17 protein-coding genes are annotated in these 24,458 nt (G+C 63.0%); 4 read left to right on the top strand and 13 right to left on the bottom strand.

From position 1 onward, the window contains the following. Nucleotides 1-3 precede the first annotated feature (3 nt). Genes F6X62_RS15780 through F6X62_RS15770 form a run of 3 tightly spaced genes read left to right on the top strand, consistent with a single transcriptional unit; the run spans nucleotide 4 to nucleotide 2,041 of the window. Nucleotides 4-684: a hypothetical protein gene (locus F6X62_RS15780; RefSeq protein ID WP_153774089.1), complete on the top strand. Its 681-nt coding sequence runs from the start codon at nucleotides 4-6 to the stop codon at nucleotides 682-684. Between the two features lie 60 nt (nucleotides 685-744). Continuing rightward, nucleotides 745-1,425, top strand: a complete 681-nt coding sequence (locus F6X62_RS15775) for a hypothetical protein (protein WP_153774088.1) — start codon at nucleotides 745-747, stop codon at nucleotides 1,423-1,425. Further along, nucleotides 1,418-2,041: a hypothetical protein gene (locus F6X62_RS15770; protein ID WP_153774087.1), complete on the top strand. Its 624-nt coding sequence runs from the start codon at nucleotides 1,418-1,420 to the stop codon at nucleotides 2,039-2,041. Before F6X62_RS15775 ends, F6X62_RS15770 begins: the two co-directional genes overlap by 8 nt. 14 nt (nucleotides 2,042-2,055) lie before the next feature. Here the strand turns inward: F6X62_RS15770 and F6X62_RS15765 are convergent, their stop codons facing one another. From F6X62_RS15765 to prmA, 7 genes are all read right to left on the bottom strand, one after another. Further along, entirely contained in the window at nucleotides 2,056-4,827 is a 2,772-nt protein-coding gene (locus F6X62_RS15765; RefSeq protein ID WP_153774086.1) for a hybrid sensor histidine kinase/response regulator, read from the bottom strand. A gap of 135 nt (nucleotides 4,828-4,962) precedes the next feature. After that, nucleotides 4,963-6,258, bottom strand: coding sequence for a phosphoribosylamine--glycine ligase (gene purD, locus F6X62_RS15760; protein ID WP_065861657.1), 1,296 nt, complete (start codon nucleotides 6,256-6,258; stop codon nucleotides 4,963-4,965). Between the two features lie 182 nt (nucleotides 6,259-6,440). Continuing rightward, nucleotides 6,441-8,048 carry a bifunctional phosphoribosylaminoimidazolecarboxamide formyltransferase/IMP cyclohydrolase gene (gene purH, locus F6X62_RS15755; RefSeq protein WP_063546312.1) on the bottom strand — a complete coding sequence of 536 codons (1,608 nt, stop codon included), beginning with the start codon at nucleotides 8,046-8,048 and terminating at the stop codon, nucleotides 6,441-6,443. 80 nt (nucleotides 8,049-8,128) lie between these two features. Next, entirely contained in the window at nucleotides 8,129-8,449 is a 321-nt protein-coding gene (fis, locus tag F6X62_RS15750; RefSeq protein ID WP_029614158.1) for a DNA-binding transcriptional regulator Fis, read from the bottom strand. After that, nucleotides 8,446-9,459 carry a tRNA dihydrouridine synthase DusB gene (dusB, locus tag F6X62_RS15745; RefSeq protein ID WP_054894209.1) on the bottom strand — a complete coding sequence of 338 codons (1,014 nt, stop codon included), beginning with the start codon at nucleotides 9,457-9,459 and terminating at the stop codon, nucleotides 8,446-8,448. Before dusB ends, fis begins: the two co-directional genes overlap by 4 nt. 168 nt (nucleotides 9,460-9,627) lie before the next feature. Continuing rightward, nucleotides 9,628-10,923, bottom strand: coding sequence for a DUF3426 domain-containing protein (locus tag F6X62_RS15740; protein ID WP_153774085.1), 1,296 nt, complete (start codon nucleotides 10,921-10,923; stop codon nucleotides 9,628-9,630). A gap of 54 nt (nucleotides 10,924-10,977) precedes the next feature. Then, entirely contained in the window at nucleotides 10,978-11,856 is an 879-nt protein-coding gene (gene prmA, locus F6X62_RS15735; protein WP_054894207.1) for a 50S ribosomal protein L11 methyltransferase, read from the bottom strand. A gap of 186 nt (nucleotides 11,857-12,042) precedes the next feature. On the opposite strand from prmA, the gene F6X62_RS15730 reads away from it, so the two are divergent. After that, nucleotides 12,043-15,930, top strand: coding sequence for a dermonecrotic toxin domain-containing protein (locus F6X62_RS15730; RefSeq protein ID WP_153774084.1), 3,888 nt, complete (start codon nucleotides 12,043-12,045; stop codon nucleotides 15,928-15,930). Between the two features lie 173 nt (nucleotides 15,931-16,103). On the opposite strand, the gene accC is transcribed toward F6X62_RS15730, so the two are convergent. From accC to F6X62_RS15700, 6 genes are all read right to left on the bottom strand, one after another. Continuing rightward, a complete protein-coding gene (gene accC / locus F6X62_RS15725; RefSeq protein ID WP_054894205.1) occupies nucleotides 16,104-17,459 on the bottom strand; it encodes an acetyl-CoA carboxylase biotin carboxylase subunit in 1,356 nt (451 codons plus the stop codon). Nucleotides 17,460-17,476: 17 nt separating this feature from the next. Continuing rightward, complete coding sequence (gene accB / locus F6X62_RS15720) at nucleotides 17,477-17,941, bottom strand: acetyl-CoA carboxylase biotin carboxyl carrier protein (protein WP_054894204.1); 465 nt, start codon at nucleotides 17,939-17,941, stop codon at nucleotides 17,477-17,479. A 109-nt stretch (nucleotides 17,942-18,050) separates the two neighbouring features. Continuing rightward, nucleotides 18,051-18,503: a type II 3-dehydroquinate dehydratase gene (aroQ, locus tag F6X62_RS15715; RefSeq protein WP_054894203.1), complete on the bottom strand. Its 453-nt coding sequence runs from the start codon at nucleotides 18,501-18,503 to the stop codon at nucleotides 18,051-18,053. Nucleotides 18,504-18,682: 179 nt separating this feature from the next. Then, nucleotides 18,683-20,449 carry a protein-disulfide reductase DsbD gene (locus tag F6X62_RS15710; protein WP_153774083.1) on the bottom strand — a complete coding sequence of 589 codons (1,767 nt, stop codon included), beginning with the start codon at nucleotides 20,447-20,449 and terminating at the stop codon, nucleotides 18,683-18,685. A 218-nt stretch (nucleotides 20,450-20,667) separates the two neighbouring features. Then, complete coding sequence (locus F6X62_RS25670) at nucleotides 20,668-21,447, bottom strand: methyl-accepting chemotaxis protein (protein ID WP_371926308.1); 780 nt, start codon at nucleotides 21,445-21,447, stop codon at nucleotides 20,668-20,670. A 1,295-nt stretch (nucleotides 21,448-22,742) separates the two neighbouring features. Next, nucleotides 22,743-24,359 (bottom strand): PleD family two-component system response regulator, encoded by a 1,617-nt coding sequence (locus F6X62_RS15700; RefSeq protein ID WP_153774081.1) that lies wholly within the window; start codon nucleotides 24,357-24,359, stop codon nucleotides 22,743-22,745. Nucleotides 24,360-24,458 lie beyond the last annotated feature (99 nt).

Below are 24,458 nucleotides of genomic sequence, written 5' to 3'. Positions count from 1 at the left end.
CAGATGAGCGATGATAAACAAGTCACCACCACCGACGCCGGCCTGCTGGTCGAGGGCAACTTGCTGGCGTGCGGTGCGGGCATGACGGCGCAAAGCCGCCACGACGTGAAGAATGCGTTTCACTTCGCCACCCTCGTCGCCGACAAGGCGCTGGATATCGAAGAGAACGGCAAGGCCTGGTACGACAAATTCCTCGACGCGATGCGTGACCTGGGCTTCACCACTCCCCACCGCAGTTTCGAACTGGAGACCTCTTCGGAGGTGAAAGTCACGCTGGGCGCGGTGGCCGTTCGTGTCATCGGTGCAGCCGGCAGTGCACTGCTGGGCGGCACTACGCTGGGCGTACTGGCCAAGAAGGGGTTCGACAAGCTTACCAACGTCGAAAACGATACCCGCATCATCCACCACAAGAAAAAGAGCAAGGCCAGGGGCGTGGTCGGGATGGCGGCTTGCCTGGAAACCGAGCAAGGCGATGTGGTCATGGTGATGAGCTGCGTGCGGGCGACGGAGCCGAACCTGGATGAAGATGTGCTGGGGGTGCAGTTCCAGATCGAGAAGTCGGAGTACTACGCCGGTCATGCAGTGCTGACGCTGAACAATTTCGTCTACGACAAAGTGCGTGCCACGGTGGAAGAGAAGCTCGGCGTGCGCAGTGTCGAGAACGTTCTGCAGTACGACATCTGATCACGGGCGCGGGCCTTCGGGCACCGCGCTTTTCAGTTTCTACAGACCGGAACACCTGCCATGACCTATACAGACCACACGCTGACTTTGATTGGCCAGACCGCGCTGCTTTTGCCACCTGGCATCGAGGTACAGCAGCGCGAGGATGCCCTGGATTCACTGCATTACTGCCAGTTGCTGGCCGACAAGCAAGCTGGCTCATGCTTCGATCATCCCAATGAGTGGGCGGTTGCTTATCGCAAGGCCTTCGCGTCACTGAACTGGATCAAGTTCGTCAGCACGCACGACAGTATCTCGCTCGCGCCGCAGGCCACCCCCAGACAGGATACGCCCCTCTTGAGCTGGCTGAAGCAGCGCGAGATCGATGTCGATATGGCATTGGCGAAGCTGTCGCAGGTGCTGTCGGGCGCGCCCGAGGGTCTGGAGCATCTGCTGCGTTTCGCCGTGCGTAACGAGGCCAACAAGGGCGAGGTGCACATCGAGTTCGGGCTGCTCGGCGCCGGGCCGATTCTCGACCTGTGCAGCGTGTCGATGCAGTGCGACCACCCGATCACTCGGGAGACACTGGCCACCATTGCGCAGCGTACCCAGCTGCAAGGCGAACTGGCGGTACGGGCACTGTCGCTGAACCTGAGCAACCAGCGCTTCGCTGCGCGGCGTTCGGACCTGCACATCCTGATACTCGACAAGGAACGCGAGAAGCCTCGTCGACTGGCGCTGGGAGTGATTCCACGTGAATGAAGCCAATGCTGCTGTGATTGGTGCGGGAGTCGTCTCGTTCCTGCCGGGGCTGTCGCTGGTACAGAAAAACAAGGTGAAGCTGGCCTTGGCGTTGGCCGAGCGAGCTACCCAGACGGCTTTCGACGAAGGGCTGGTGGAGGATTGGTTCGCCTACTACCGCAACCAGTTGAAATTCATGGGCTGGGACGCGGTTTCTGCCGAGCAGGTCCACTGGCCGGATGCGGGGCGCGCCGAGGAGGTCGACAAAGTCCTGGGCTTGATCGCCAAGACTGCGGGTGAGCGCTTTGCCAGCAATTTGCAGGTGTCCCTGCAGCGGCTGTGCAACAGTCCGCAGACGCTCGCCACTCTGGAGAAGCACGCGCGCGAGCGAGGGCACTTTCAGTTACTGCCTTGTGCCCCTGCCGGGCAGAACCGGGTCGATATGGTGCTGTATCACGAGATCGATACCCAGGATGCCTGGCGTGCCGGTTTCATCACCCGCAAGCGTGGTATGAAGAACGTGCGCGCCGAGCTTGTACGGTTCAACATCCTGGCATTCGAGAACAGCTACCTGCCCAAGGTTCAAGCACGGATCGTGGAGGTATCCCTGAAACAGATACACGACTACGACGTTTGAAGGGCGCTGGGCGATCAGGGCGTATGGAGAGGGCCGGCGGCCGCTTCGCGCTGGTTCGCCCAGAACTGGATCAGTTCGCGCAGTTGCGACAGCTCTACAGGTTTGGCCATGTGCCCGTCCATGCCGGCCAGGCGCGCGCGTTCCTTGTGTTCGCTGAGAATATGCGCGGTCAGCGCTACCACCGGGGTGCGCTGGCGCTGGTTGGCCGCCTCCCAGTCACGCAGGCGTTGGGTCGCGGAGAAACCATCGAGTATCGGCATCTCGCAATCCATCAGGACCAGGTCGTAGCGCGTGGCCTGCATCGCCTCCAGCGCCTCTTCGCCATTGCTGGCAGTGTCGGGCTCGAGGTTGAGCTTGCCGAGCATGCCGCGGATCACCTTGGTCGAGATGCTGTTGTCTTCTGCGACCAGGATACGGAAGTCGGCAGGCAGGTTCAGCGGCGCCGGCGCACCACCGAGAGCGGCAATTATCGCCGGCTCGCGGCCGCGCTGGGTCAGCTCCTCGGCCAGGGTGGTCTTGAGCGTGTAGCCGGCTACCGGCTTGGCGAGGATGCGTTTGACCCCGGCATTGCGGGCGATGATCTTGCTGGGCGCGTTGCTGATGCCGGTCAGCATGATCACCAGGATGTCGTGGTTCAGGCTCGGATCTTCCTTGATCTTGGCTGCCAGTTGCATGCCTGTCATGCCGGGCATGTTCTGGTCCAGCAGCACGGCATCGAAGTAGTCGCGCAGGTGTGCCTTGGTGCGCAGCAGCGCCAGTGCCTCCTTGCCGGAAGGCACGGCGCTGACGTTCATGCCCCAGGCGCTGCACTGCTGCACCAGCACCTTGCGACAGGTGTCGTTATCGTCCACTACCAGCACCCGAGCATCGCGCAGCGGGCCGTCGAGGTCGGCGGGCGGCTGTTCCAGGCGCAGTGGATCGAGCGGCAGTGTCAGCCATAGCGTATTGCCCAGGCTGGTGCTGGTCTTGATGCCGAATTCGCCGTGCATCAGGCCGATCAACTGCTTGGCGATCACCAGCCCCAGGTGGCCGCCGAGCTTGTTGCTGGAGAGGAAGTGGTGGCTGTGCAGCTCGGCCTGCAGCAAAGCCTCGCGCTCGGCGCTGGCCATCGGCTCGCCGCTGTCCTGCACGGCGATACGCAGGCGCGGAGCGTCACCGCGCTGGTCGAGGGCCACCACCAGCAGGATTTCGCCTTGGTCGGTGTTCTTCAGGGCATTGTCCAGCAGGCTCGACAGCGCCTGACGCAACCGCGTCGGGTCGCCGCTGATCACGCGTGGCACCTGTGGCTGGGTGAAGCTGATCAGCTCGATGTTCTGCTGTTCGGCCTTGGCCCGGAAGATGTTCAGGCAGTCTTCGATCAGTGCGTTGAGATCGAACTGCACATCATCCAGCTCGATCTGTCGTGATTCGAGCTTGGAGATGTCGAGGATCTCGTTGATCAGCGTGAGCAACTCGTTGCCGGCACTGTGGATGGTCTGCACATAGTCGCGCTGCTTGACCGACAGCGGTGTGCCCAGCAGCAGCTCGGTCATGCCCAGCACGCCGTTCATCGGCGTGCGGATCTCGTGGCTGATCTTGGCCAGGAATTCGGCCTTGGCGTTGATTTCGGCGTCGCTGGCGGCGAGGGCACGGCTGGCGCGCACGCGCTCCTCGTTGATCTTGCGCAGGCGCTCGCTGACGGCAAGGTTCAGCAACAGGCCGCTGACCACGGTCAGCCCCATCAGGATGACCAGCAGCCAGGGGGTGGGGGTGCGGGTCAGGCCGAGCAGCGCCGGCAGCAGGACCAGGCCACCGAGGTTGAACACCAGCATGGCCAAGGTGAACAGGCGGGCGGGGTTGTAGCCCTTGTACCAGTAGTAGGCGCTGGCCAGGAGCATGCTCAGGCTGCCGAGGGCAAGCAGGGTGTAGGTGGTCAGGTTCAGCGGCAGGGTGTCGATGAACAGCAGGAGCAAGCCGCTGATCGCGGCAATCAGCATTTCTGCCTGCAGGATGCGGGTGAGCCGCGCAGAACCGCAGGGCGAGAAGAAGCGCTGGGTGAAGTACAACCCGCAAAGCCCGGCCAGGACCAGCGTGAGGTAGGCGGCAGGCGTTTGTGCGCTGTGCCACAGGTGCCACCACGGGCCGCTGAGGTTGAGCAGGATCAAGGCACTGAGCAGCATCAACGCGTGGTAGAGCGCCAGCACCAGGGTTGTGCTGGAACGGGTGTAGAAGAAGCGAATCAGGTTGTGCAGGATCAGCATCACCAGGCCGCCGAACAGCAGGCCGAACAGCAGCGGCTGGCGCTGGTCGATGGCCGCGCTGGCCGCCGATTCCAGAGAGATCGCCGGGCGCAACTGGTGCTCGGAGACCAGGCGCAGATAGATGTCCAGCGGTTGCGTGGCGTTGGGCAGTGGCAGAACGTGGTCGCTGCCGCGCAGGGTGGGGCTGGCGTTGCCCAACTGTCGACCATGGTGCAACTGGCGCAGCAGCGTGCTGCCGTCGAGGGCGTAGAGGTCCAGGCGTGACAGGTCGGGGGCGAAGATGCGCAGCAGGCGCTCCTGGTCGGCGGGCTCCAGGCGGTAGTGCAGCCACAGGGCCTGGTCGGGCAGGGCGGCATCCAGCGCGTCCAGTTGCAGCGGGCTGAACTGGTTGCGGTAGCGGTCGGAACGTACGTCGGAGAGCTGCAGGCTTGCCTGTTCATCGAGCAGCACAGACCACCCGCCGCCTTGTTCGGCCGCAGCCGGAAGCAGGCAGAGCAGGGTCAGCATGCTGACGATCAGGGCAGTGGCAATCCGAAGCCGACGCACGACGAGATCCTTTCTTGGCTGATAAGCCGGATAACAACTATGCGCGGCGTGCCGCGCCGAAGGCAAGGCCCCGGTGGGGCCCTGTCGACGAGCCGCAGGCCGTGCGCCATGGCGCTACGACCTGCGGGCCGCAGTTTACTGCTGGTGTTCACCGCGCTCGCGGGCGATGGCTCGGTAGCCGATGTCGGTACGGTAGAAACTACCGTTCCAGCTGACTTCCTTGGCCAGGCGGTAGGCCTGCTGCTGTGCATCGGCAACGGTGCTGCCCATGGCAGTGGCGCACAGCACGCGTCCGCCGTTGGTGGTTACCTGGCCATCCTTGAGCGCAGTACCGGCATGGAATACCTTGCCTTCGATCTTGGCAGCAGCATCCAGGCCGTCGATCACGTCACCCTTGGCGTAGTCGCCCGGGTAACCGCCAGCGGCCAGCACTACGCCCAGGCTCGGGCGTGGGTCCCACTGTGCTTCGACCTTGTCCAGAGCCTTGGCGAATGCGGCCTCGACCAACAGCACCAGGCTCGACTCCAGGCGCAGCATGACCGGTTGTGTCTCGGGGTCGCCGAAGCGGCAGTTGAACTCGATTACCTTGGGATTGCCTGCCTTGTCGATCATCAGGCCCGCATAGAGGAAACCGGTGTAGACGTTACCTTCCTCGGCCATGCCGCGCACGGTCGGCCAGATCACCTGGTCCATCACGCGCTGGTGCACGTCGGCCGTGACCACCGGGGCCGGCGAGTAGGCGCCCATGCCGCCGGTGTTGGGGCCGGTGTCTTTGTCGCCGACACGTTTGTGGTCCTGGCTGGTGGCCATTGGCAGCACGTTGTGGCCATCGACCATGACGATGAAGCTGGCTTCCTCGCCGTCGAGGAATTCTTCGATCACCACGCGTGAACCGGCTTCACCGAAGGCGTTGCCGGCGAGCATGTCGCGCACGGCGTCTTCGGCTTCCTGCAGGGTCATGGCGACGATCACGCCTTTGCCTGCGGCCAGGCCGTCGGCCTTGATCACGATCGGTGCGCCTTTCTCGCGCAGGTAGGCCAGCGCCGGCTCGATCTCGGTGAAGTTCTGGTAGTCGGCGGTCGGGATCTTGTGGCGAGCCAGGAAATCCTTGGTGAAGGCCTTGGAGCCTTCGAGCTGCGCTGCGCCCTTGGTCGGACCGAAGCAGTCCAGGCCGCGGCTGCGGAACAGGTCGACCACGCCAATCACCAGTGGCGCTTCAGGGCCGACAATCGTCAGGTCGACGTTCTTCTCGGCGAAATCGGCCAGTTGCTCCAGGGCGCAGACGTCGATGGCGACGTTCTCGCATTTGGCTTCGATGGCCGTGCCGGCGTTGCCCGGGGCCACGAAGACTTTCTCGACGCGTGGATCCTGGGCGACTTTCCAGGCCAGGGCGTGTTCACGGCCGCCGCTGCCGATGATCAAAACTTTCATGTCAAAACCTCGAAATCTGTCGAACGAGAGACAATGCTTCTCGCTGTACGAGGTCGCAATGAAGCTGGTAGATGCAAGGCGGGGACGGTTCCGATGAGCGGAGTTGCCTTCTGGCAATGAGCATCAGCGGAACCGGCCCCAACGCAGCAGATGCCTGCTTCAGTGCGGCCGATTGCCATAAATCAGTGGCGGAAGTGGCGCATACCGGTGAACACCATCGCGATACCGGCTTCGTCGGCGGCGGCGATGACTTCTGCATCACGCATCGAGCCACCCGGCTGGATCACAGCGCTGATACCCACCTTGGCGGCGTTGTCGATGCCGTCGCGGAACGGGAAGAACGCGTCCGAAGCCATGACCGCACCCTGTACCTGCAGACCAGCATGCTCGGCCTTGATTGCAGCGATGCGAGCGGAGTTGACGCGGCTCATCTGGCCGGCACCGACACCGATGGTCTGGCGGTTCTTGGCGTAGACGATAGCGTTGGACTTGACGAACTTGGCGACTTTCCAGGCGAACACCAGGTCGTGGATCTCTTGCTCGGTCGGCGCGCGTTTGGTGACGACTTTCAGGTCCTCGGCGCTGATCATGCCGATATCGCGGCTCTGCACCAGCAGGCCACCGTTGACGCGCTTGAAGTCCCAGCCAGCAGCGCGTTCGGCAGGCCATTCGCCACACTCGAGCAGGCGTACGTTCTGCTTGGCGGCGACCACGTCACGGGCGGCCTGGGAGATTTTCGGTGCGATGATCACTTCGACGAACTGACGCTCGACGATGGCCTTGGCGGTTTCGCCGTCGAGTTCGCGGTTGAAGGCGATGATGCCGCCGAACGCCGACTCGGTGTCGGTGGCGTAGGCCAGGTCATAGGCCTTGCGAATGCCACCTTCGTTTTCCGGGACCACCGCCACGCCGCACGGGTTGGCGTGCTTGACGATGACGCAGGCCGGCTTGACGAAGCTCTTCACGCACTCCAGCGCGGCGTCGGTGTCGGCCACGTTGTTGAACGACAGTTCCTTGCCCTGCAACTGGACGGCGGTGGAAATGCTGGCCTCGCCTTTCTTTTCCTCGACATAGAACGCCGCGCTCTGGTGCGGGTTCTCGCCGTAGCGCATTTCCTGGGCCTTGACGAACTGGCTGTTGAAGGTGCGCGGGAACTCGCTGCGGCCTTCGGTCGACAGGGTGTCCTTGGACTGGTCGATGCTGCCCATGTAGTTGGCGATCATGCCGTCGTAGGCGGCGGTGTGCTCGAAGGCCTTGAGCATCAGGTCGAAGCGCTGGGCGTAGGTCAGGCCGCCGGCTTTGAGGCCTTCGACGATGCCGGCGTAGTCGCTGGCGTTGACCACGATGGCGACGTCCTTGTGGTTCTTCGCCGCGGAACGCACCATGGTCGGGCCGCCGATATCGATGTTCTCGATGGCGGTCGGCAGGTCGCAACCTGGCTTGCTGATGGTGGCTTCGAACGGATACAGGTTGACCGCGACCAGGTCGATCGGCTTGATGCCGTGCTCGTTCATGATGGCGTCGTCGGTGCCGCGACGGCCGAGGATGCCGCCGTGGATCTTCGGATGCAGGGTCTTGACCCGGCCGTCCATCATTTCGGCAAAGCCGGTGTAGTCGGCCACTTCCACCGCGTTCACGCCGTTATCCTTGAGCAGCTTGTAGGTGCCGCCGGTGGACAGGATCTCGACACCGAGCTGTTGCAGCTCACGGGCGAACTCGAGGATACCGGTCTTGTCGGAGACGCTGATCAGGGCGCGGCGGATCGGCAGGCGGGTAGTCTGGTCGGTCATTTCGGATTCCATAACGCGGTGGAGTCAGCAAAAAAGGCGCCTCTTTCAACGGAGCCGCCTTTTCTGATTGGGATTCTGGCTTACAACAGGTCGTACTGTTTGAGCTTCTTGCGCAGGGTGCCGCGGTTGAGCCCGAGCATCTCGCTGGCCTTGGTCTGGTTGCCCTTGACGTGGTTCATCACGCTCTCGAGCAGCGGTGCCTCGACTTCCGAGAGCACCAGGTTGTACACGTCCGTGACGGTGGCGCCTTCCAGGTGGGCGAAGTAGTTGTGCAGTGCCTTCTCGACGCTGTCGCGCAGGGTCTGGCCCTCTTCGCTCGGCGTGTTCAGGTGCTGCTTCAGGTTGGCGTTGTCGCTCACGGGCGTTGTTCCACTCACTAATGTCTCGGTCATCATCGTCATGCGGCCACCCCTTGTCCGTCCTCTGTCTCAAGGCTCTGTCGACGTTCGGCGAAAAACGCCCGAACGTTGGCGCACTGCGCTTGGGTATCTTCCAAGGCATTGAAGCGGGCGCGAAACTCCCTGCCGCCCGTGCGTGTTGCCAGGTACCAACCCACGTGCTTGCGGGCGATACGTACGCCCATCACATCCCCATAGAAGGCATGCAGCGCGGCAAGGTGCTCCAGCAGAATGCGTTCCACCTCATCCAGCCCGGGAGCCGGAAGATGCTCGCCTGTCCGCAGGTAATGCTCGATCTCGCGGAAGATCCATGGCCGCCCTTGGGCGGCACGGCCGATCAGCAGGCCGTCGGCCCCTGTGGCATCCAGCACCGCCCGGGCCTTTTCTGGCGACGTGATGTCGCCGTTGGCGAAAACCGGGATCGACACCGCCTGCTTGATTGCGGCGATGGTGTCGTACTCGGCTTCACCGGTGTACAGGTCGGCGCGTGTGCGGCCATGCACCGCCAGCGCCTGGATTCCGGCCTGTTCAGCGATCTTCGCCACGTTCAGGCCGTTCTTGTTCGAGCGATCCCACCCGGTGCGAATCTTCAGGGTGACCGGCACATCGACCGCACCGACCACCGCGTCGAGGATTTCAGCGACCAGCGCTTCATCTCTCAATAAAGCAGAGCCTGCCGCTTTGTTGCAGACTTTTTTTGCCGGACAGCCCATGTTGATATCGATGATCTGGGCACCGGACTCGACGTTGGCTCGCGCTGCCGCAGCCAGCATCTGTGCATCGCCACCGGCGATCTGTACCGAACGGGGTTCGGGATCGCCTTCGTGGATGCGGCGCAGGCGCGATTTGCGGCTGTTCCACAGGTTCATGTCGCTGGTGACCATCTCCGACACCACCATGCCCGCCCCCAGACGTTTGCAAAGCGTGCGGAAAGGCTGGTCCGTCACCCCGGCCATAGGCGCGAGGATCAGGTTGTTCTGCAGTGTATATGGGCCGATGCGTACCGCCGACATAGGTGTTCCCTGTTGTGGGGCCGGATCATTGGAGTTCGAAAAAGGGATGGCATGATACCCGCTCTCGGTGACCGGATAAAGATGGAACTGGATAAAATCTGAACAGTTGTGGGCTTATGACATTTAGGTTGGTGATGTCGCCCACCGCGCTCCCTCAGGTATGGCGTGCTACTCGGGGGAGCGGAAACTCAAGCTGTAGTTCACCGCCTTGGGGCCTGGATCGAGGATGTCCAGAGCGATGTGGATCGGTGTCTGGCTAGGCATCTCGCCACGCCCGGCCAGCTCGCCCGACAGGTACTCGCTGGGTTTGAACCGACGACTGGCGATCAACTGCCCGTTGAGGTCGGCGAAACGCAGCTCCAGCAAGGGGAAGGGTTGGCTGAAGGAGGCGCGGTTGTAGATGATCGCGTCGACGATCAGCGCGCCCTTGAAGTCCGGATGGCTGCGCACCACCAGGTTGCTGCTCTTGATACGCGCGATGTCGACTCGGGTGGGTACCTGGCAGCCGACGATCGGGCACAGTTGCTGGAACAGCGGCCGGTAACGATCGTGCCGGGCCATTTCATCGAAGTGGTAGTAGACGTACTGGAAGGCCAGCAGGCCAACGGCGAGCAGCGCCAGGAAGCCCCAAAGCAGGCGCTTGCCCCAGTTCGGTGCGGGCTTTTGCCAGTCCAGTTGCAGCGGGTCGTCGACCACATCGACCAATGGTTCCTTGCGCGCGCGCGAGGGTTTGCTGGCCAGGACCGGCTCCAGCCGTTCGTCGTCTTCGGCGCCGTCGTGGTCGTCACGTGCCGACAGGTGCAGATTCGCGACATCGTCGTCCAGGGCCGAGAGGCCTTTTTCCGGACGAGGCTCGTCGAGGGACGAGAGCCGCTCGGTGGCTGGTTCGTCGTGTTCGGCGGGCAAGTGTGCGGGGGTGTCTTCGTCGTCGAGCTCAAGCGCCTGTCCGAGGGTTGGCTCGGTACGCTCCTGGGCTATCGGTTCCAGGTCGAGGGGCTCCTGCTCGACCAGAACCGGTGCAGGTGTGGGTTGCGAGTCGGGCTCGAGGCGGTCATCGGTTGCAGTGCCGAAGGGCTCGTCACCATGTTGCTCCGGGTGCTGATCGTCACGCCGCGCCTGCAAGGATTCGTCGCGGTCGGCGTTTTGGCGCTCGGGGCGGGGGCCGCGTCGCTCCAGGCGCGCAAGCTCCTGGTCCAGATCCATGGCATCCAGCGTGGCAGCCCAGTCGTCCTGGCTCGGCGCGGGTGGCTCGACCGCAGGCGTTGCTGGCACCGGTGGCGCCACCGGTACCGTGGCGACCGGCGGCGCAACCTCCTGGCTTTGCTCGAGCAGTTGCCGGGCGGCATTGAACACCTGCAGGCACTGGCCACAACGCACCACCCCACGGGCCACGCTCAACTGGTGATACGTGACGCGAAAACGCGTCTGGCAATGCGGGCACTGGGTGACGAAACTGTCGGTCATGCGGCGATCCGGGCGTTGTGCAGGGTTGGAGTCTGGTGCTTCACGAACTGTAGCCTAGCGACGACGGCCGCTGATACGCACCCAGCCATCGCGCACGACGATCGGGTCGAGGTCGAAGTCGGCGGCGTAGGCAGCAGCCACTTCCTCGCCCTGCTCGGCGAGAATGCCCGACAGCGCCAGGAGTCCACCAGGGCGCACCAGGCCGGACAACTGCGGGGCCAGGGAGACCAGCGGGCCGGCCAGGATGTTGGCGACCAGCACGTCGGCCTGCATCGCCGGCATGTGCTCGGGCAGGTACAGCGCCAGCTTCTCGTCGGCGATGCCGTTGCGCTGGGCATTGTCACGCGAGGCTTCGATGGCCTGCACGTCGATGTCGGTCCCCACCGCTTCGCGGGCGCCCAGCAGCAGGGCGGCAATGGCCAGGATGCCCGAGCCGCAGCCAAAGTCGAGCACCTGGGTGCCTGCGAGCGACTGGCCGTCGAGCCATTCCAGGCACAGAGCGGTGGTCGGATGGGTGCCGGTGCCGAAGGCAAGGCCCGGGTCGAGCAGCAGGTTGACGGCGTCTTTCTCCGGGGCCTCATGCCAGCTCGGCACGATCCACAGGCGTTGGCCGAAACGCATCGGTTGGAAACCGTCCATCCAGCTGCGTTCCCAGTCCTGGTCCTCGATGACCTCGGCCTGGTGCTCGGGGAGCGCTGCACCGGTCAGCAACTGCAGATGGGCGAATACCGCTTCGGGCTCGGCATCGGCTTCGAACAAGGCCAGTAGATGCGTGTGCGACCACAGTGGGGTGGTGTTGAGGTCCGGTTCGAAGATCGGCTGGTCTTCGGCATCCATGAACGTGACCGAGACGGCGCCGACTTCGAGCAGGGCGTCTTCGTAGGTTTCGGCTTGTTCCGGGCTGATGGCCAGACGTACTTGCAGCCAGGGCATGGCGGGCACCTTAAATGTGGTTCGGTGTGATCGAAGAGGCAGTCTACGACTGCCAAATGGAGCATTTTACGCGAGCGCGTCCCGTACGGACAGGCCGCAGGATGATCCGTCGAACAAATAACTACCGCTGGTCGTGCCGTGGCGCTACCTAGAATTCGGGCCCCCAAGCCTACGAGGTATAGCGTCATGAACGATCAGCCCGCTACCCATTCCCCCATTGACGATTCGTCGGCCCACTCCATCATCGAGCGACTCGGGCGCTGGAGTGCGGCCTTCGAGCAACGACGCAACTCCCAGCTGAGCTTTATCGAGGCAATCGAAAGCGACGCGCTTGTGCAACTGCGCACCTACTACACCGAAGATATCGACCCGACTTTCATCCAGGACCTGCTGGATGCCGCTCTGCAGCGCCTGGCCACCCAGCAGCCGGTGCTCTATGACGAAGCAGAACATGCCATCTATCGCATCAGCGACGGTGAGCCGCTCGAAGTGCCGCTGGAACGGCGCCAGCAGGTCGAACAACTGGTGGAGGGCATCGGTGGGCGCATGGTTGAAACCTACCGGGATTACCTCACCCGCCACTGGGAGACGAAGCCCCAGGGCTTGAGTGATGTGCTCGAGTACCAGAAGCGAATCCGCCAACGTTGCGAGCAGCATTGCATCGATCTTGAAGCCGCGCTGGGCGCGCCACAGGTTGCCGCGATGACCAGTGCCCAGGTGCGGGCGCTGATTCGGGAGCAGGAGCGGGACTGGCATGCGCAGCCTGCGTTGTTGTTTCTCTCCGATGACGATGAGAAGCAAGTGATCGACAGGCTTGTCCGCAAGCACCTGCCGGAGTGGTATCGCAATTTGAATGCCGAGGACGTCGCGGCGCTGAGTGCTGCTCAGGGTGCTTGTGACGGAGCACAGTCAACGCTCGAAAACTTGCTCGGTAGTGCGCGCTCGTTGCGTGAGCATGCGGGCAGCCTGGCGAGCGCCTATCTGCGCGAGCATTTCGACCTGCCACTGTCTGCCGACCTCATCACCGTCAAATGCGAACCGTCAGCCACGGAAAATGTGAGCGTCAGGACACAGACGCTTACCGAACTGGTGATGGAAGGCGCCATTGACGTGACGCAGGTATACAAGCCGCTCCAGGTAAGTATGCCGTTACTGCATTGCAAGCCACCTTCCGCTGAGCAACTGCAGGTCTTGTTGAGCGAACTCGATGCACCGCACAGCTTCCTGACGACCCTCAAGCAACGCCATCAGGACGCTGAAGTCGGGTTGGCGCAGCTAGAACTCTATGACATGCAATTGCGCTACAGCCTGCTGATTGCCAGCAAGAAAGGGCACCTGTCGGATGCGCGTCATGATCAGGTCGTGGCATTGCTCGCCCAGGAGCCGCCAGGCGACGAGATCTGCCCTCTGCAGTTGTGGGCGGGCGCAGATTGCAGTGACTTGTTGTTGTTCGCCGTAGCAGATGACGCCTTTGTGCTGTATGCCCCTGGTAAACCAGATGGCCAGGAGTGGATAGAGCTGGTATCACAGCGCGCGCTCAACAGTGAAATCGGTGGTTGGTTGGCGGAGGAAACGGGTCGTCATTATCTGTTGAGCCAGGTTCCCTTCGTTCAACGAGCCACGGTCAGTGCATCCATCCTGAGCATTGTGGAAAAACCTTCCGAATGGTCCCTGAGTCTGGATCGCAGGCGAGCCCTGACGGGTTACGAGGCATGCCTGGCCGAACGGGTGCGCTTGAGCAATAAAAAGGCCGAGGATGAGATCGAGGCCTCTATTGCGCCGTATTACGCACTTAATCTGAACATTGGCCAAAAGCGCGTGATCAACCTGGAAAAGCAGGTGGCGTTGCAAGCTGAGCACGTGTTTGCCGCGTCGATGCAGGATTATGAAGGTTTTCACGCGTTCGCCCGGCGTACCGTCGAGACTGCCATCAAGCCTTACCTGGCCGACAAGGGCATCACCGAACAGGTTGACCCGGAGTCTATTCTGTTCGATCTGCCGTCCACAGGCACGGATACGCCGCTGACGATGAACCTGGTCGATCTGGTCTGCTATGGATATGACGACAATTCTGGCCTGGACAACCCGAATAAGGGCGTGCGCTCTCTGGTTGGCCAGGACCTGAGCGCTCTGCGCAGCCACGACTTTACGCGCTATGCACGTCGCGCTTACGTTGGCGAGACGTACATCACACACATACGCGAGCACTATCTGAACGAGTCCTCGGCGGATTATGCGGCTCGCCGGAAGATGTTCGGTCGTGCGCTGATCTCGGCGATGGACCGCGATTTGCGCCTGGCCAGTATCAAGGCTGAACTCGATCAAGCGACCTATACGAAACTGATTGCACTGGTGACGGCGCTGGGGCGGACGTTGAGCCAGCCCGACATCGTCAGTGAGTCGGAAACGGTGGTCGAGAGTTCGGGGGTGTTTCGCTTGTCGATCGACGGCTGTTTCGTACTGGGCGCCTATGTCCTGCGCGATGTGGCAGACAAAGTGGCGACTGACTGGCTGTATACCCCGGACGCCCCGGATGGTGTTCTGCTGCGTCCCTATCAGTCCTTGAACGCCACAGGTACGGGCGTGCTTTACGATTATCTGCTCAACCGCGTTACGTTGGCCTCCAGATCCAAGGTCAGCACGCGCCTGAGGAGGTTGGCCAGTGGCGACAGTCATCGTGATTCCCTGCGTGGGCTCAACCAGGTGGTGACGGTGGCCGGGGAGTACAACGCGTTCATCGAGCATGCGCTCGCCGATGTCGAGGATGCGACCCTTGGCAAAGCCGAGGTCATTCGCGCCCAGGTGTTCAAAGGCGTTTTGTTCAGCGCACTGCCATTGCTGGTGTATCCGCCGTTCGCCATAGCGTTTGGTGCCTTCATGACCGCCTCCGCTTTGAAAAAGGCCATTGTCGCCCATACTCGATGGGAAACCGCGGTGGCCCTGCAGAACTGGCTGGAAGCGTCGTGGAGTTTGTTGGGGGCGGTGTTGAGTGTGCCGGGAGTGAGCCTGGGAATGCTCAAGTCAGCGCTTGCGCCCTTGCGCCAGGCAGTTGTTCGCCGCCCTCAGGTGACGGGTGCGACACGAACCCCCTCCCTGCAGTTCGACAAGTCCTGGGCAGTCAAGAGCAAGCCTGGCGATCTGCACAAGGTGACGGAGGACGGCATCTGGAAGGGCACCTACCGCAGCGGCGCCGAGGACGCTGCCAATGCAGAGCATTTCATCCACTCGGGCGGTCGTTACTACAAGGTCACACACGACGTCGAGCAGGCCACCTTACGGGTGTTCAAGGCCAATCGCCCGCAGAGCTACCATCGCCAGGCAGTGCGATTGCATGAAGATGGCCGATGGGTTGCCAACAGCACAGGCCTTCGCGGCGGCAATCATGTGCAGGATGCTGGAACCCTGACGCAGGCACGGCAAATTACCGACGGTGAGGGTGCGCCATCGCAGATACGTGGCGCTCTGCAGGGAGAAGCCGTAGTGGCGCGACACTTGGGGAGGGCGGATGACTACCTGTATACCGTCAATGCACAGTCCTGTGTGGCGGTATCCTTGTATAACCCTGCAACACGTGCAGGTGCGGTACTGCATGTTGATCACAATGTCCGCAGCCTGATCGAGCCCGCACTGCGGCAAGTGCTGACGGAGATTGGTGCTGCGCAGAATGGCGCGGGCGTCAGGGCAGTCATGGTCGGCGGCGACTGGCTGGGCGGTGTGGATATTGGCGGCGCCGTGCGTACGTTGCTCAGGCGCCAGGGAATCCAGGCAAGCTGGCAGCACTGGTCGTTTTCGTCGTGTTTTGGCGGTAGCTACGGCATGACGCTGAATCTAGGAACTGGGGTTACGCGTGTCTATCGAACGCCTGCGAGGTTGGTCGAACAAGTACTTGATCCGATCATGAAGAAGGCCAATTTCCGGTTGCCGGGTGTGCCCGCTCGCGCCTTCAGATTCAAAAGCCGTTTCCGCGCCGGCCCACTGTACGAGCGGTCAGGCGGAGTCGTGGAAGATGCTGCTGGATTGGCGCCGGCCCCGGACGAACTCGCCTTGCAGGCGATCTCAGTGGTGAGCCTCTGACAAGCGGATATCCCGCTCATGCGAGCCTGGGTGACCTGCTCTGTCCTGGGTAGATAGCAAAAAAAAACCGATGCCAGATTCTGGCATCGGTTTTTTGTGGCATCCCCGGTTTTTTCTGAAAGGCCAGTGGTTGGCATCGCAGCGATCGCCGGGCGTGCTACCTCAACAAGCGATCACTCCTGGTTGGCCAGTTTGTGCTCGAGGTAGTGGATGTTGACGCCGCCTTTGCAGAAACCTTCATCACGCACCAGGTCGCGGTGCAGCGGGATGTTGGTCTTGATACCGTCGACAACGATCTCGTCCAGGGCATTGCGCATGCGTGCCATGGCTTCGTCGCGGTCCTTGCCGTAGGTGATCAGCTTGCCGATCAGCGAGTCGTAGTTCGGCGGAACCGAATAGCCGCTGTACAGGTGCGAATCGACCCGCACGCCATTGCCACCCGGAGCATGGAAGTGCTTGACGGTGCCTGGGCTCGGAATGAACTTCTTCGGGTCTTCGGCGTTGATCCGGCACTCCAGCGAGTGACCGCGGATCACCACGTCTTCCTGGCGGAACGACAGCTTGTTGCCAGCGGCGATGCTGAGCATCTCCTTGACGATGTCGATGCCGGTGACCATCTCCGAAACCGGGTGCTCGACCTGGACGCGGGTGTTCATCTCGATGAAGTAGAAGCGACCGTTCTCGTACAGGAACTCGAAAGTACCTGCACCGCGGTAGCCGATCTCGATGCACGCATCGACGCAACGCTTGAAGACTTCCTGGCGGGCCTTCTCGTCGATGCCGGGGGCCGGCGCTTCTTCCAGTACTTTCTGGTGACGGCGCTGCAGCGAGCAGTCGCGGTCGCCCAGGTGCACGGCGTTGCCCTGGCCATCGGACAGTACCTGAACTTCCACGTGACGTGGATTGGTCAGGAACTTTTCCAGGTAGACCATCGGGTTACCGAACGCAGCACCGGCTTCGGTACGGGTCAGCTTGGCCGAGGCGATCAGGTCTTCTTCCTTGTGCACCACGCGCATGCCGCGACCACCACCGCCACCGGCGGCCTTGATGATCACCGGATAGCCGACTTCACGGGCGATGGCCAGTGCAGTTTCTTCGTCTTCCGGCAGTGGGCCGTCAGAGCCCGGCACGGTCGGGACGCCCGACTTGATCATCGCGTCCTTGGCCGAAACCTTGTCGCCCATCAGGCGGATGGTGTCGGCTTTAGGGCCGATGAAGGCGAAACCGGATTTCTCCACCTGCTCGGCGAAGTCGGCGTTCTCGGCGAGGAAGCCGTAGCCCGGGTGGATGGCGGTGGCGCCAGTCACTTCGGCGGCAGCGATGATCGCCGGGATGTGCAGGTAGGATTCTTTCGACGATGCAGGGCCGATGCAGACCGATTCGTCTGCCAGGCCCAGGTGCATCAGTTCGCGGTCAGCGGTGGAGTGGACCGCGACGGTCTTGATGCCCAGCTCTTTGCAGGCACGCAGGATCCGCAGGGCAATTTCCCCGCGGTTGGCGATCAGGACTTTTTCGAGCTTCCCAGACATCGTTGGCTCTCCGCGATTCAAACGATGGTGAACAGCGGCTGGTCGAACTCAACCGGCTGACCGTCTTCTACCAGGATGGCGTCGATGACACCGCCGATATCGGCTTCGATGTGGTTCATCATCTTCATGGCTTCGACGATGCACAGGGTGTCGCCTTTCTTCACCGACTGACCGACTTCAGCGAAGTTCGGCGAGGTTGGCGAAGGCTTGCGGTAGAAGGTACCGACCATCGGCGAGCGGATCACGGTGCCTTTGAGGGCAGGTGCTGCAGCGGCTTCGGCAGCCGGGGCGGCGGCCACGGGGGCTGCGGCGGCAGGGGCCGGAGCGGCAAATTGCGCTGGGGGGGCGAAGTACTGGGCGCCGGCAGGTTGTTTGCTGTTACGGCTGATGCGAACGGACTCTTCGCCTTCCTTGATCTCCAGTTCGTCGATGCCGGACTCTTCCAGCAGTTCGATCAGCTTTTTGACTTTACGGATATCCATTAATCAGCAACTCCCAAGGTTCGGTCGGGGACTTAATTATCAAAACGTGTCGAAAACGTTTCTTCGTAGTGTTTCGAAGCCCAGGCATGTAGGCCTGGGCTTTGCGTCATCAGGGCTGTGCGTTGGCAGCCAGGTGTTCCAGAGCAGACTCCAGGGCTAGCCGGTAACCGCTGGCGCCCAGGCCGCAGATCACGCCCACTGCCACATCGGAGAAGTAGGAGTGATGACGGAACGGTTCACGCTTGTGCACGTTGGAGAGGTGCACTTCGATGAATGGGATGCTCACAGCGAGCAATGCGTCACGTAATGCGACGCTGGTGTGGGTGAAAGCGGCCGGGTTGATCAGGATGAAGTCCACGCCTTCGTTGCGCGCGGCATGGATACGGTCGATCAGTTCGTACTCGGCATTGCTCTGCAGGTACTGCAGGTGGTGGCCGGCGGCGCGTGCGCGCTGCTCGAGGTCCTGGTTGATCTGGGCGAGGGTGACGGCGCCGTAGACTCCCGGCTCGCGGGTACCGAGCAGGTTGAGGTTGGGGCCGTGCAGCACCAGTAGGGTGGCCATCTGCGGTTTCCTTGGTTTTGTAGGGCAATTCGACATAGCGCGGCGACTATGCCGCAAGAGACTAGCGAGTGTCCAGTTCCCTGCAATAGCCAGCACGATGACCGAGATTCGCGCAAAGTATGTGACCAGATGATCAGCTCTGGTCACTTCGTTGGAGAAAGTTACCGGTGCGCGGGAAGTTATAGACCGAGTTTGCTGCGCATGCCGGTGAGAATTTTCGCAAATTCGTCGGCGTTCACCTCGCCTACCACCCGATCAGTGGTCATTTCGCTGCCGTTTGCGGCAAAAAACAACAAGGCGGGTGGGCCGAACAGCGTGTAGCGGTCGAGCAGGGCGCGTTGTTCGGCGTTGCTCTCGGTCAGGTCGAACCGCAGCAGCTTGAAGCCGTTCAGCTGGGCCTGCACCTGTGGCGCGTTGAGTACTTCATGTTCGATCACCTTGCAACTGATGCACCAGTCGGCGTACCAGTCCAGCAGCACCGGCTGGCCTGCGGCCTTGGCCTGGGCCAATGCGGCTTCCAGGGCGGCAGGGGTGGTGAGGGTTTGCCACGCATCTGCCTGGAAGGTGGCGTGGGACGAGGTGCTGACGCCGGGGCCGGGCAATGGACGCAGAGGATCGCCCTGACCCGCGAGGGCGCCGTACCAGCACGCCAGTGCATAGACCAGGCAGAGCAGCCCCAGCAGCTGGGCCAGGCGTTGACGTGGGGTCTTGACCACGAACTCCAGCGCGCCGAGGAACAGCGCCACGCCTGCCGACAACAGGCCGATCAGCAGCAAGGTCACCGGCCCCGGCAACACGCGGCTGAGCAGGCCAAGCGCCACGCCCAGCAGCAGGACCCCGATCACGTTCTTCACCGTGTTCATCCACGCCCCGCTCTTGGGCAGCCAGGCGGCACCGCCGGTCGCCACCAGCAGCAGTGGCGCGCCCATGCCCAATCCGAGCGCGAACAGCTTCAGTGCCCCGCCCAGGGCATCGCCGCTGGCGCTGATATAGAGCAGGGCACCGGCCAGTGGTGCCGACACGCAGGGCGAGACCAGCAGGCTGGAAAGCACGCCCAGCACTGCAGCACCGAGCAGCGAACCGCCGCGGGTATTGCTCGCGACGCGGTCCAGGCGTTGGCTCAGGGCGTGCGGCAGCTTGAGTTCGAACAGCCCGAACATCGCCAGGGCGAACACCACGAAGAACAGGGCGAAGGGCACCAGTACCCAGGCCGACTGCAGACGTGCCTGCAGGTTGAGGCTGGCACCGAACAGGCCCATCAGCGCACCGAGCGCGGCAAAGCTGGCAGCCATCGGTAGCACGTAGGCCAGCGAAAGGCTGAAGCCGCGCCACCCTCCCACCTGGCCGCGCAGCACCACGCCCGAGAGGATCGGCAGCATCGGCAGCACGCAGGGCGTGAAGGTCAGGCCCAGACCGGCGAGGAAGAACAGCAGCAAGGTCTGCCAGCTCCAGCCCTCGGCCGTGGTGGTGGACAAGGTGCTGCCTTCGCCGGGAATCGACAGTCGTGCGGTTTCCGGCGGATAGCACAATCCCTTGTCGGCGCAGCCCTGGTAGCCGACCAGCAAGGTGAAGGCGCGCGAGTCGGTGCGCGGTACTTCGATGTCGACGATGCCATGGTAGACCTCGACATCGCCGAAGAACTCGTCGTGCTTGGCTTCGCCTTGGGGAATCCGTGCGTTGCCGAGGGCGATGTCGGCCGGCTCGCTGCGAAACTGGAAGCGATGGCGATAGAGGTAATAGCCCTCTGTGGCGACGAAGCGCAGCTTGATCGACTGGGCATCGGCGCTGATCAGGTCGAGCTTGAAGGCTTCGTGGACCGGCAGGAAATCGGCGCTGTTGGACAGCGAGGCGGCGCCGAGGGTGGCGCTGGGACGGTTGTCGAGCAGGCCCGAGGCGAAGGTGGGGCTGGCCAGCAGCAGGAACAGCAGGAGGAACAGGCGGCGCATGGCGGACTCGCGAGGCGGAACGTGCCCGGCATGATAACGGAGTTGGCTGGAGCCGGGGATGACAGGTGGTCGCAGGTTCGGCTGCTTGCAGGCCTGGCCCCTTCGCGGGCAAGCCCGCTCCCACTGGGTAGCGGCGAGGAAACCTCCTGCTGGCGCGGTTCCTGTGGGAGCGGCGGTTCGCCGCTGCGACTTGCCCGCGAAGGAGCCAAGCCTGTCGATCACACCCTGAAGGCCCCCACAGCGGTATTCAGCTCACCACCCAGTTGCAGCAACTGCTCACCCTGCTCGCGCCCTTCGCCTATGCGTTGCAGGTTGTCCTCACCGAGTGCATGAATCCGCTCGCTGTGGTCGCGGATCTCGCTCACTGCACCGCTCTGCTGGGCGGTGACGTCGGCAATCCTCACCGCTGTATCGGAGATGGTGCGAATCGCGCTGACAATCTCATCCAGCGCACCATCCGCCGCCTGGGCCTGGCTGGCGGTCGCTTCGGCGTGTTCGAGCTGGGTGCGCATGCCATTCACCGATTCGCGCGCTGCCTGTTGCAGGCGGTCTATCAGCGACTGGATCTCGCCGGTGGCGCCGGTGGTGCGCTGGGCCAGCGAACGTACTTCGTCGGCCACCACGGCAAAGCCGCGGCCCATTTCCCCGGCACGGGCCGCTTCGATCGCTGCGTTGAGGGCCAGCAGGTTGGTCTGCTCGGCGATCGAGCGGATCACCGTCAGCACGCCACCGATGGTCGCCGACTCCTCGGCCAGCTGTTCGATCAACTGCGCATTGCCCTGCACCTCATCGACCAGTGCTCGCAGGCCGGAGAGGCTGTGGCCGATCACCGCCTGGCCGTGCTCCACGGCGCGCCCGGCGTCGCGGCTGGCATCGGCGGCCGAACTGGCATCGCCGGCCACCTGCTGGATGGTCGCTTCGAGCTCGCCCAGGGCATCGCGGATCTGTGCGGTATCGCCTGCCTGGCGTTCGGCACCGTCATGCAGCGCGCTGCTCATGCCGGCCAGGGCATGGCTGCTGCCTGCGACTTGCTCGGCGTTGTGGCGGATGGTGCCGACCAGCGTCACCAGGTACTGGCGCAGCCGGTTGAGCGACTCCTGGATGTCGTGCAGTTCGAGGTTGGTCTTGCCAAGGGCGACCGGCTGGGCAAAATCGCCCTCGGCCCAGCGCGACAGGGCCGGCGCAAGGCTGGTGAGGGTGCGTGTCAGGCGGCGCTGCAAGGTGTCGATGAGCAGGGCGATCAGCAGGATCAGGCCGATCATCAGGCCCTGGATGACCCGGACCTCGCCAGCGATCTTCGCGTGCTGACCACGCACCTCTGGTTCCAGTCCGGCGATGGCCTTTCGCACAGCTTCGAGGCGCTCGCTGGTGCTGGCGGCCAGTGCGGCACGACGCTCGATCTGTTCACGGGTGCGCTGCAGTTCGGCCGGATAGCGACCGAGCAAGCTCTGCAATTCACGCTTGAGGCTCACGGCAACGTCTTCCTTCTGCTCGCTGCCCTGGCTTTGCAGGCCCATCATCGCGGCGAAGTCGTCGGCGTTGGATTCGGCCGCGCGGGTCACCCCCAGCAACGGCAGGCTGTCGATGATTTGCGCCTGGGCGCGGATCTGTTGCAGTTCACGCTCCACTTCGTCGGCCAGTTCCGCGCGACCGCTGCTGACCAGCTTGTCGCGGGCCATTGCCAGGCGGCCCAGGTGCAGCGAGGCGTCCATCAGCGGGGCCAGGTAGCGACCAGCCTCGGCGTTGCCGCTGTCGCGGGCATAACCGGCCAGTTGCTCAAGGTTGGCGCCCAGCTCGCGCTCGGCTTGCAGCAGCAGTGCCTGCGGATCACCGGCCAGCTTGCCGGCGGCCAGCAATTCGTTGGCGGTGAAGCCCTGCAGGCTGTCCAGGCTCGGGCGAAGCTTGGCGGCCAGTGCGTCTGGCCATTCTCCAAGGGCGCTGTGCAGCTGCTTGTTGGCCTCCATGGCCGAGGCGTGGCGCAGGGCGTCGCCGCTGGCCAGGTAGGCCTGGATATTGGCGGCGGCCTCGTTCTGGAACTGCTGGGACAGCCCCAGGTAGCGCTCCATCATCTGGTAGGGACGCTCGAGTGCACGTTGCGACCACCACAGGGTTGCGCCCAGGGCGAAGCATACGGTCACCAGCAAGAGGGTGTTGAAATTGGTCAGCCACTTCAGGCGCATAGCCGCGAACTTCCTGCGGGAATGGAGAGGTAGGTGCCTGAAGTTATTGCGATTTTGTGACCGGGTGATGACGAGGACGGGGTGGCGCCATAAAAAAGTGGCAGAGTGCCAGTCTAGGGCTCGACCCTCACCACGCAATTGCGCCCCGCGTGCTTGGCCCGGTACAGCGCCTCATCCGCCGCGCTGGCCATGGTCAGCGCGTCCAGCGTGTCATCGAGTTGCACCACCCCGGCGCTGAAGGTGCACTGCAGGTCGTTCGGCTGGGCGGGATAGTGGATTTCGGCGAAGCGCTGGCGGATCTCGTCGAGGACCTTGTGCGCAGCTTCCAGCCCGGTGTTGGGCATGACGATGGCGAATTCCTCACCGCCATAGCGGCCGATGAAATCGGTCTTGCGCAGGCGCTGCTTGAGGAACAGCGCCAGGCTCTTGATCACCCGGTCGCCCATGGGATGGCCATGCCGGTCGTTGATCTTCTTGAAATGGTCGATGTCGAGCATGGCGAAGCTCAGTGGGTGTTCCTCGCGGCGAGCGCGGAAGCTGCAGTCTTCGAGCAGTTGCAGGATGTGGGTATGGTTGTACAGCCCGGTCAGGCTGTCGCGCACCATGCGTGCCTTGAGATGACGAGCGCGGGCGGCGCGGTTGCGCACGGTGGTCACCAGATGGCGGGCGCGGATCGGCTTGGTGAGGAAGTCGTCGCCACCTTCGCTCATGGCGTCGAGCTGCTTGTCCAGGTCGTCCTCGGCCGACAGGTAGATGATCGGTACGCTGACATAACGGTCGTTGTGGCGGATCACCTTGGCCAGTTCGGTACCGGTGCAGTCGGGCATATACATGTCGAGGATGATCAGGTCGGGCTGGAAGTCAGCGAGCTCGGCCATGGTGCGGATCGGCTCGGTGAGCGTGCGGGTGATGATGCCGGCGCCGTTGAGCAGGCGCTCGGTGTGCATGGCCTGGGCGCGCGAGTCATCGATGATCAGCACCCGGAACGGGTCGTATTGGGCGGCGCTGGTCAGCAGTTCGACCTTCTCCAGCAGGCTGGACGCTTCCAGGGTGCCGGTGAGGAACTCCTGGCCGCCGGCGCGCACGGCGGCCAGGCGGGTCGGGGTGTCGGTCTCGTGGAGGCTGAAGAACAGCAGCGGAATGTGCAGCTCCAGCCTTTGCTGGGCTTCGGCGGCCAGTTTGAGGCCCTGGCCGGGGCCACTGAAATCGACATCCATGACGATGGCAGAAGGCAGGCGTTCGCTCATCGAGGCACGAAAGGCATCGGCGTTGCCCAGTGCCTGCACCCCCAACCCGAAGAACTCCAGCTGTTGCGCCAGGCGTTCGGCGCGGTCATGGTCCTGCAGCAGTATGTAAACCGGCTTGCGCAAGGGCGGCAGGGGCACATGATCGAGCTGGTCGCCCTTGCGCAGGCCGGTGCGCGACAAGCGTTGCATCAGGCGACTGAGCTCGCCGATCAGCTCTGAATTGAGCCGCGTGCTGTTCGCTTCGATGGCCCTCAGCGTCTGCCCGATAGCCGTCGACAGGCTGCCGTGCTCGGGCTGTTCGAAACGGTCGGCGTAGCGTTGCAGGCGCAGATTGGCGTCGCTCAGCTCGCCCAGCCCTGCGCTCGACCACTCGCCACGCTGCAGGCGCTGCCAGATCTCGAGGATCTGTCGGGCCTGATGGATGACCCGCTGGGCGAAATGCTGCTTCAAGCGCTCGTGGCTGGGCTCGGCTGGCTGGGTCATGTCCTGACTGCTTGTTGGAGGTTAGGGTGCAGGTTCAATGATGGCTCTATGCTAGCAGGTCTTTTCCTGCTCGCGAGTGCTGTGAATCAACAAAGCGTT

This window comes from Pseudomonas sp. MNR3A (assembly GCF_009650575.1).
GTDB lineage: Bacteria > Pseudomonadota > Gammaproteobacteria > Pseudomonadales > Pseudomonadaceae > Aquipseudomonas > Aquipseudomonas machongensis.
The sequence above is the reverse complement of the archived record's forward strand: the minus strand, read 5'-3'. Positions and strand labels throughout refer to the sequence as shown.

Coding starts and splice junctions, on each gene's coding strand:
- F6X62_RS15780 (WP_153774089.1), top strand. CDS start 4: ATGAGCGATGATAAACAAGTCACCACCACCGACGCCGGCCTGCTGGTC.
- fis (WP_029614158.1), bottom strand. CDS start 8,449: ATGACGATGATGACCGAGACATTAGTGAGTGGAACAACGCCCGTGAGC.
- F6X62_RS15730 (WP_153774084.1), top strand. CDS start 12,043: ATGAACGATCAGCCCGCTACCCATTCCCCCATTGACGATTCGTCGGCC.
- F6X62_RS25670 (WP_371926308.1), bottom strand. CDS start 21,447: ATGAGCAGCGCGCTGCATGACGGTGCCGAACGCCAGGCAGGCGATACC.
- F6X62_RS15700 (WP_153774081.1), bottom strand. CDS start 24,359: ATGACCCAGCCAGCCGAGCCCAGCCACGAGCGCTTGAAGCAGCATTTC.
- accC (WP_054894205.1), bottom strand. CDS start 17,459: ATGTCTGGGAAGCTCGAAAAAGTCCTGATCGCCAACCGCGGGGAAATT.
- F6X62_RS15710 (WP_153774083.1), bottom strand. CDS start 20,449: ATGCGCCGCCTGTTCCTCCTGCTGTTCCTGCTGCTGGCCAGCCCCACC.
- purD (WP_065861657.1), bottom strand. CDS start 6,258: ATGAAAGTTTTGATCATCGGCAGCGGCGGCCGTGAACACGCCCTGGCC.
- purH (WP_063546312.1), bottom strand. CDS start 8,048: ATGACCGACCAGACTACCCGCCTGCCGATCCGCCGCGCCCTGATCAGC.
- F6X62_RS15740 (WP_153774085.1), bottom strand. CDS start 10,923: ATGACCGACAGTTTCGTCACCCAGTGCCCGCATTGCCAGACGCGTTTT.
- accB (WP_054894204.1), bottom strand. CDS start 17,941: ATGGATATCCGTAAAGTCAAAAAGCTGATCGAACTGCTGGAAGAGTCC.
- aroQ (WP_054894203.1), bottom strand. CDS start 18,503: ATGGCCACCCTACTGGTGCTGCACGGCCCCAACCTCAACCTGCTCGGT.
- prmA (WP_054894207.1), bottom strand. CDS start 11,856: ATGCCCTGGCTGCAAGTACGTCTGGCCATCAGCCCGGAACAAGCCGAA.
- dusB (WP_054894209.1), bottom strand. CDS start 9,459: ATGTCGGCGGTACGCATCGGCCCATATACACTGCAGAACAACCTGATC.
- F6X62_RS15775 (WP_153774088.1), top strand. CDS start 745: ATGACCTATACAGACCACACGCTGACTTTGATTGGCCAGACCGCGCTG.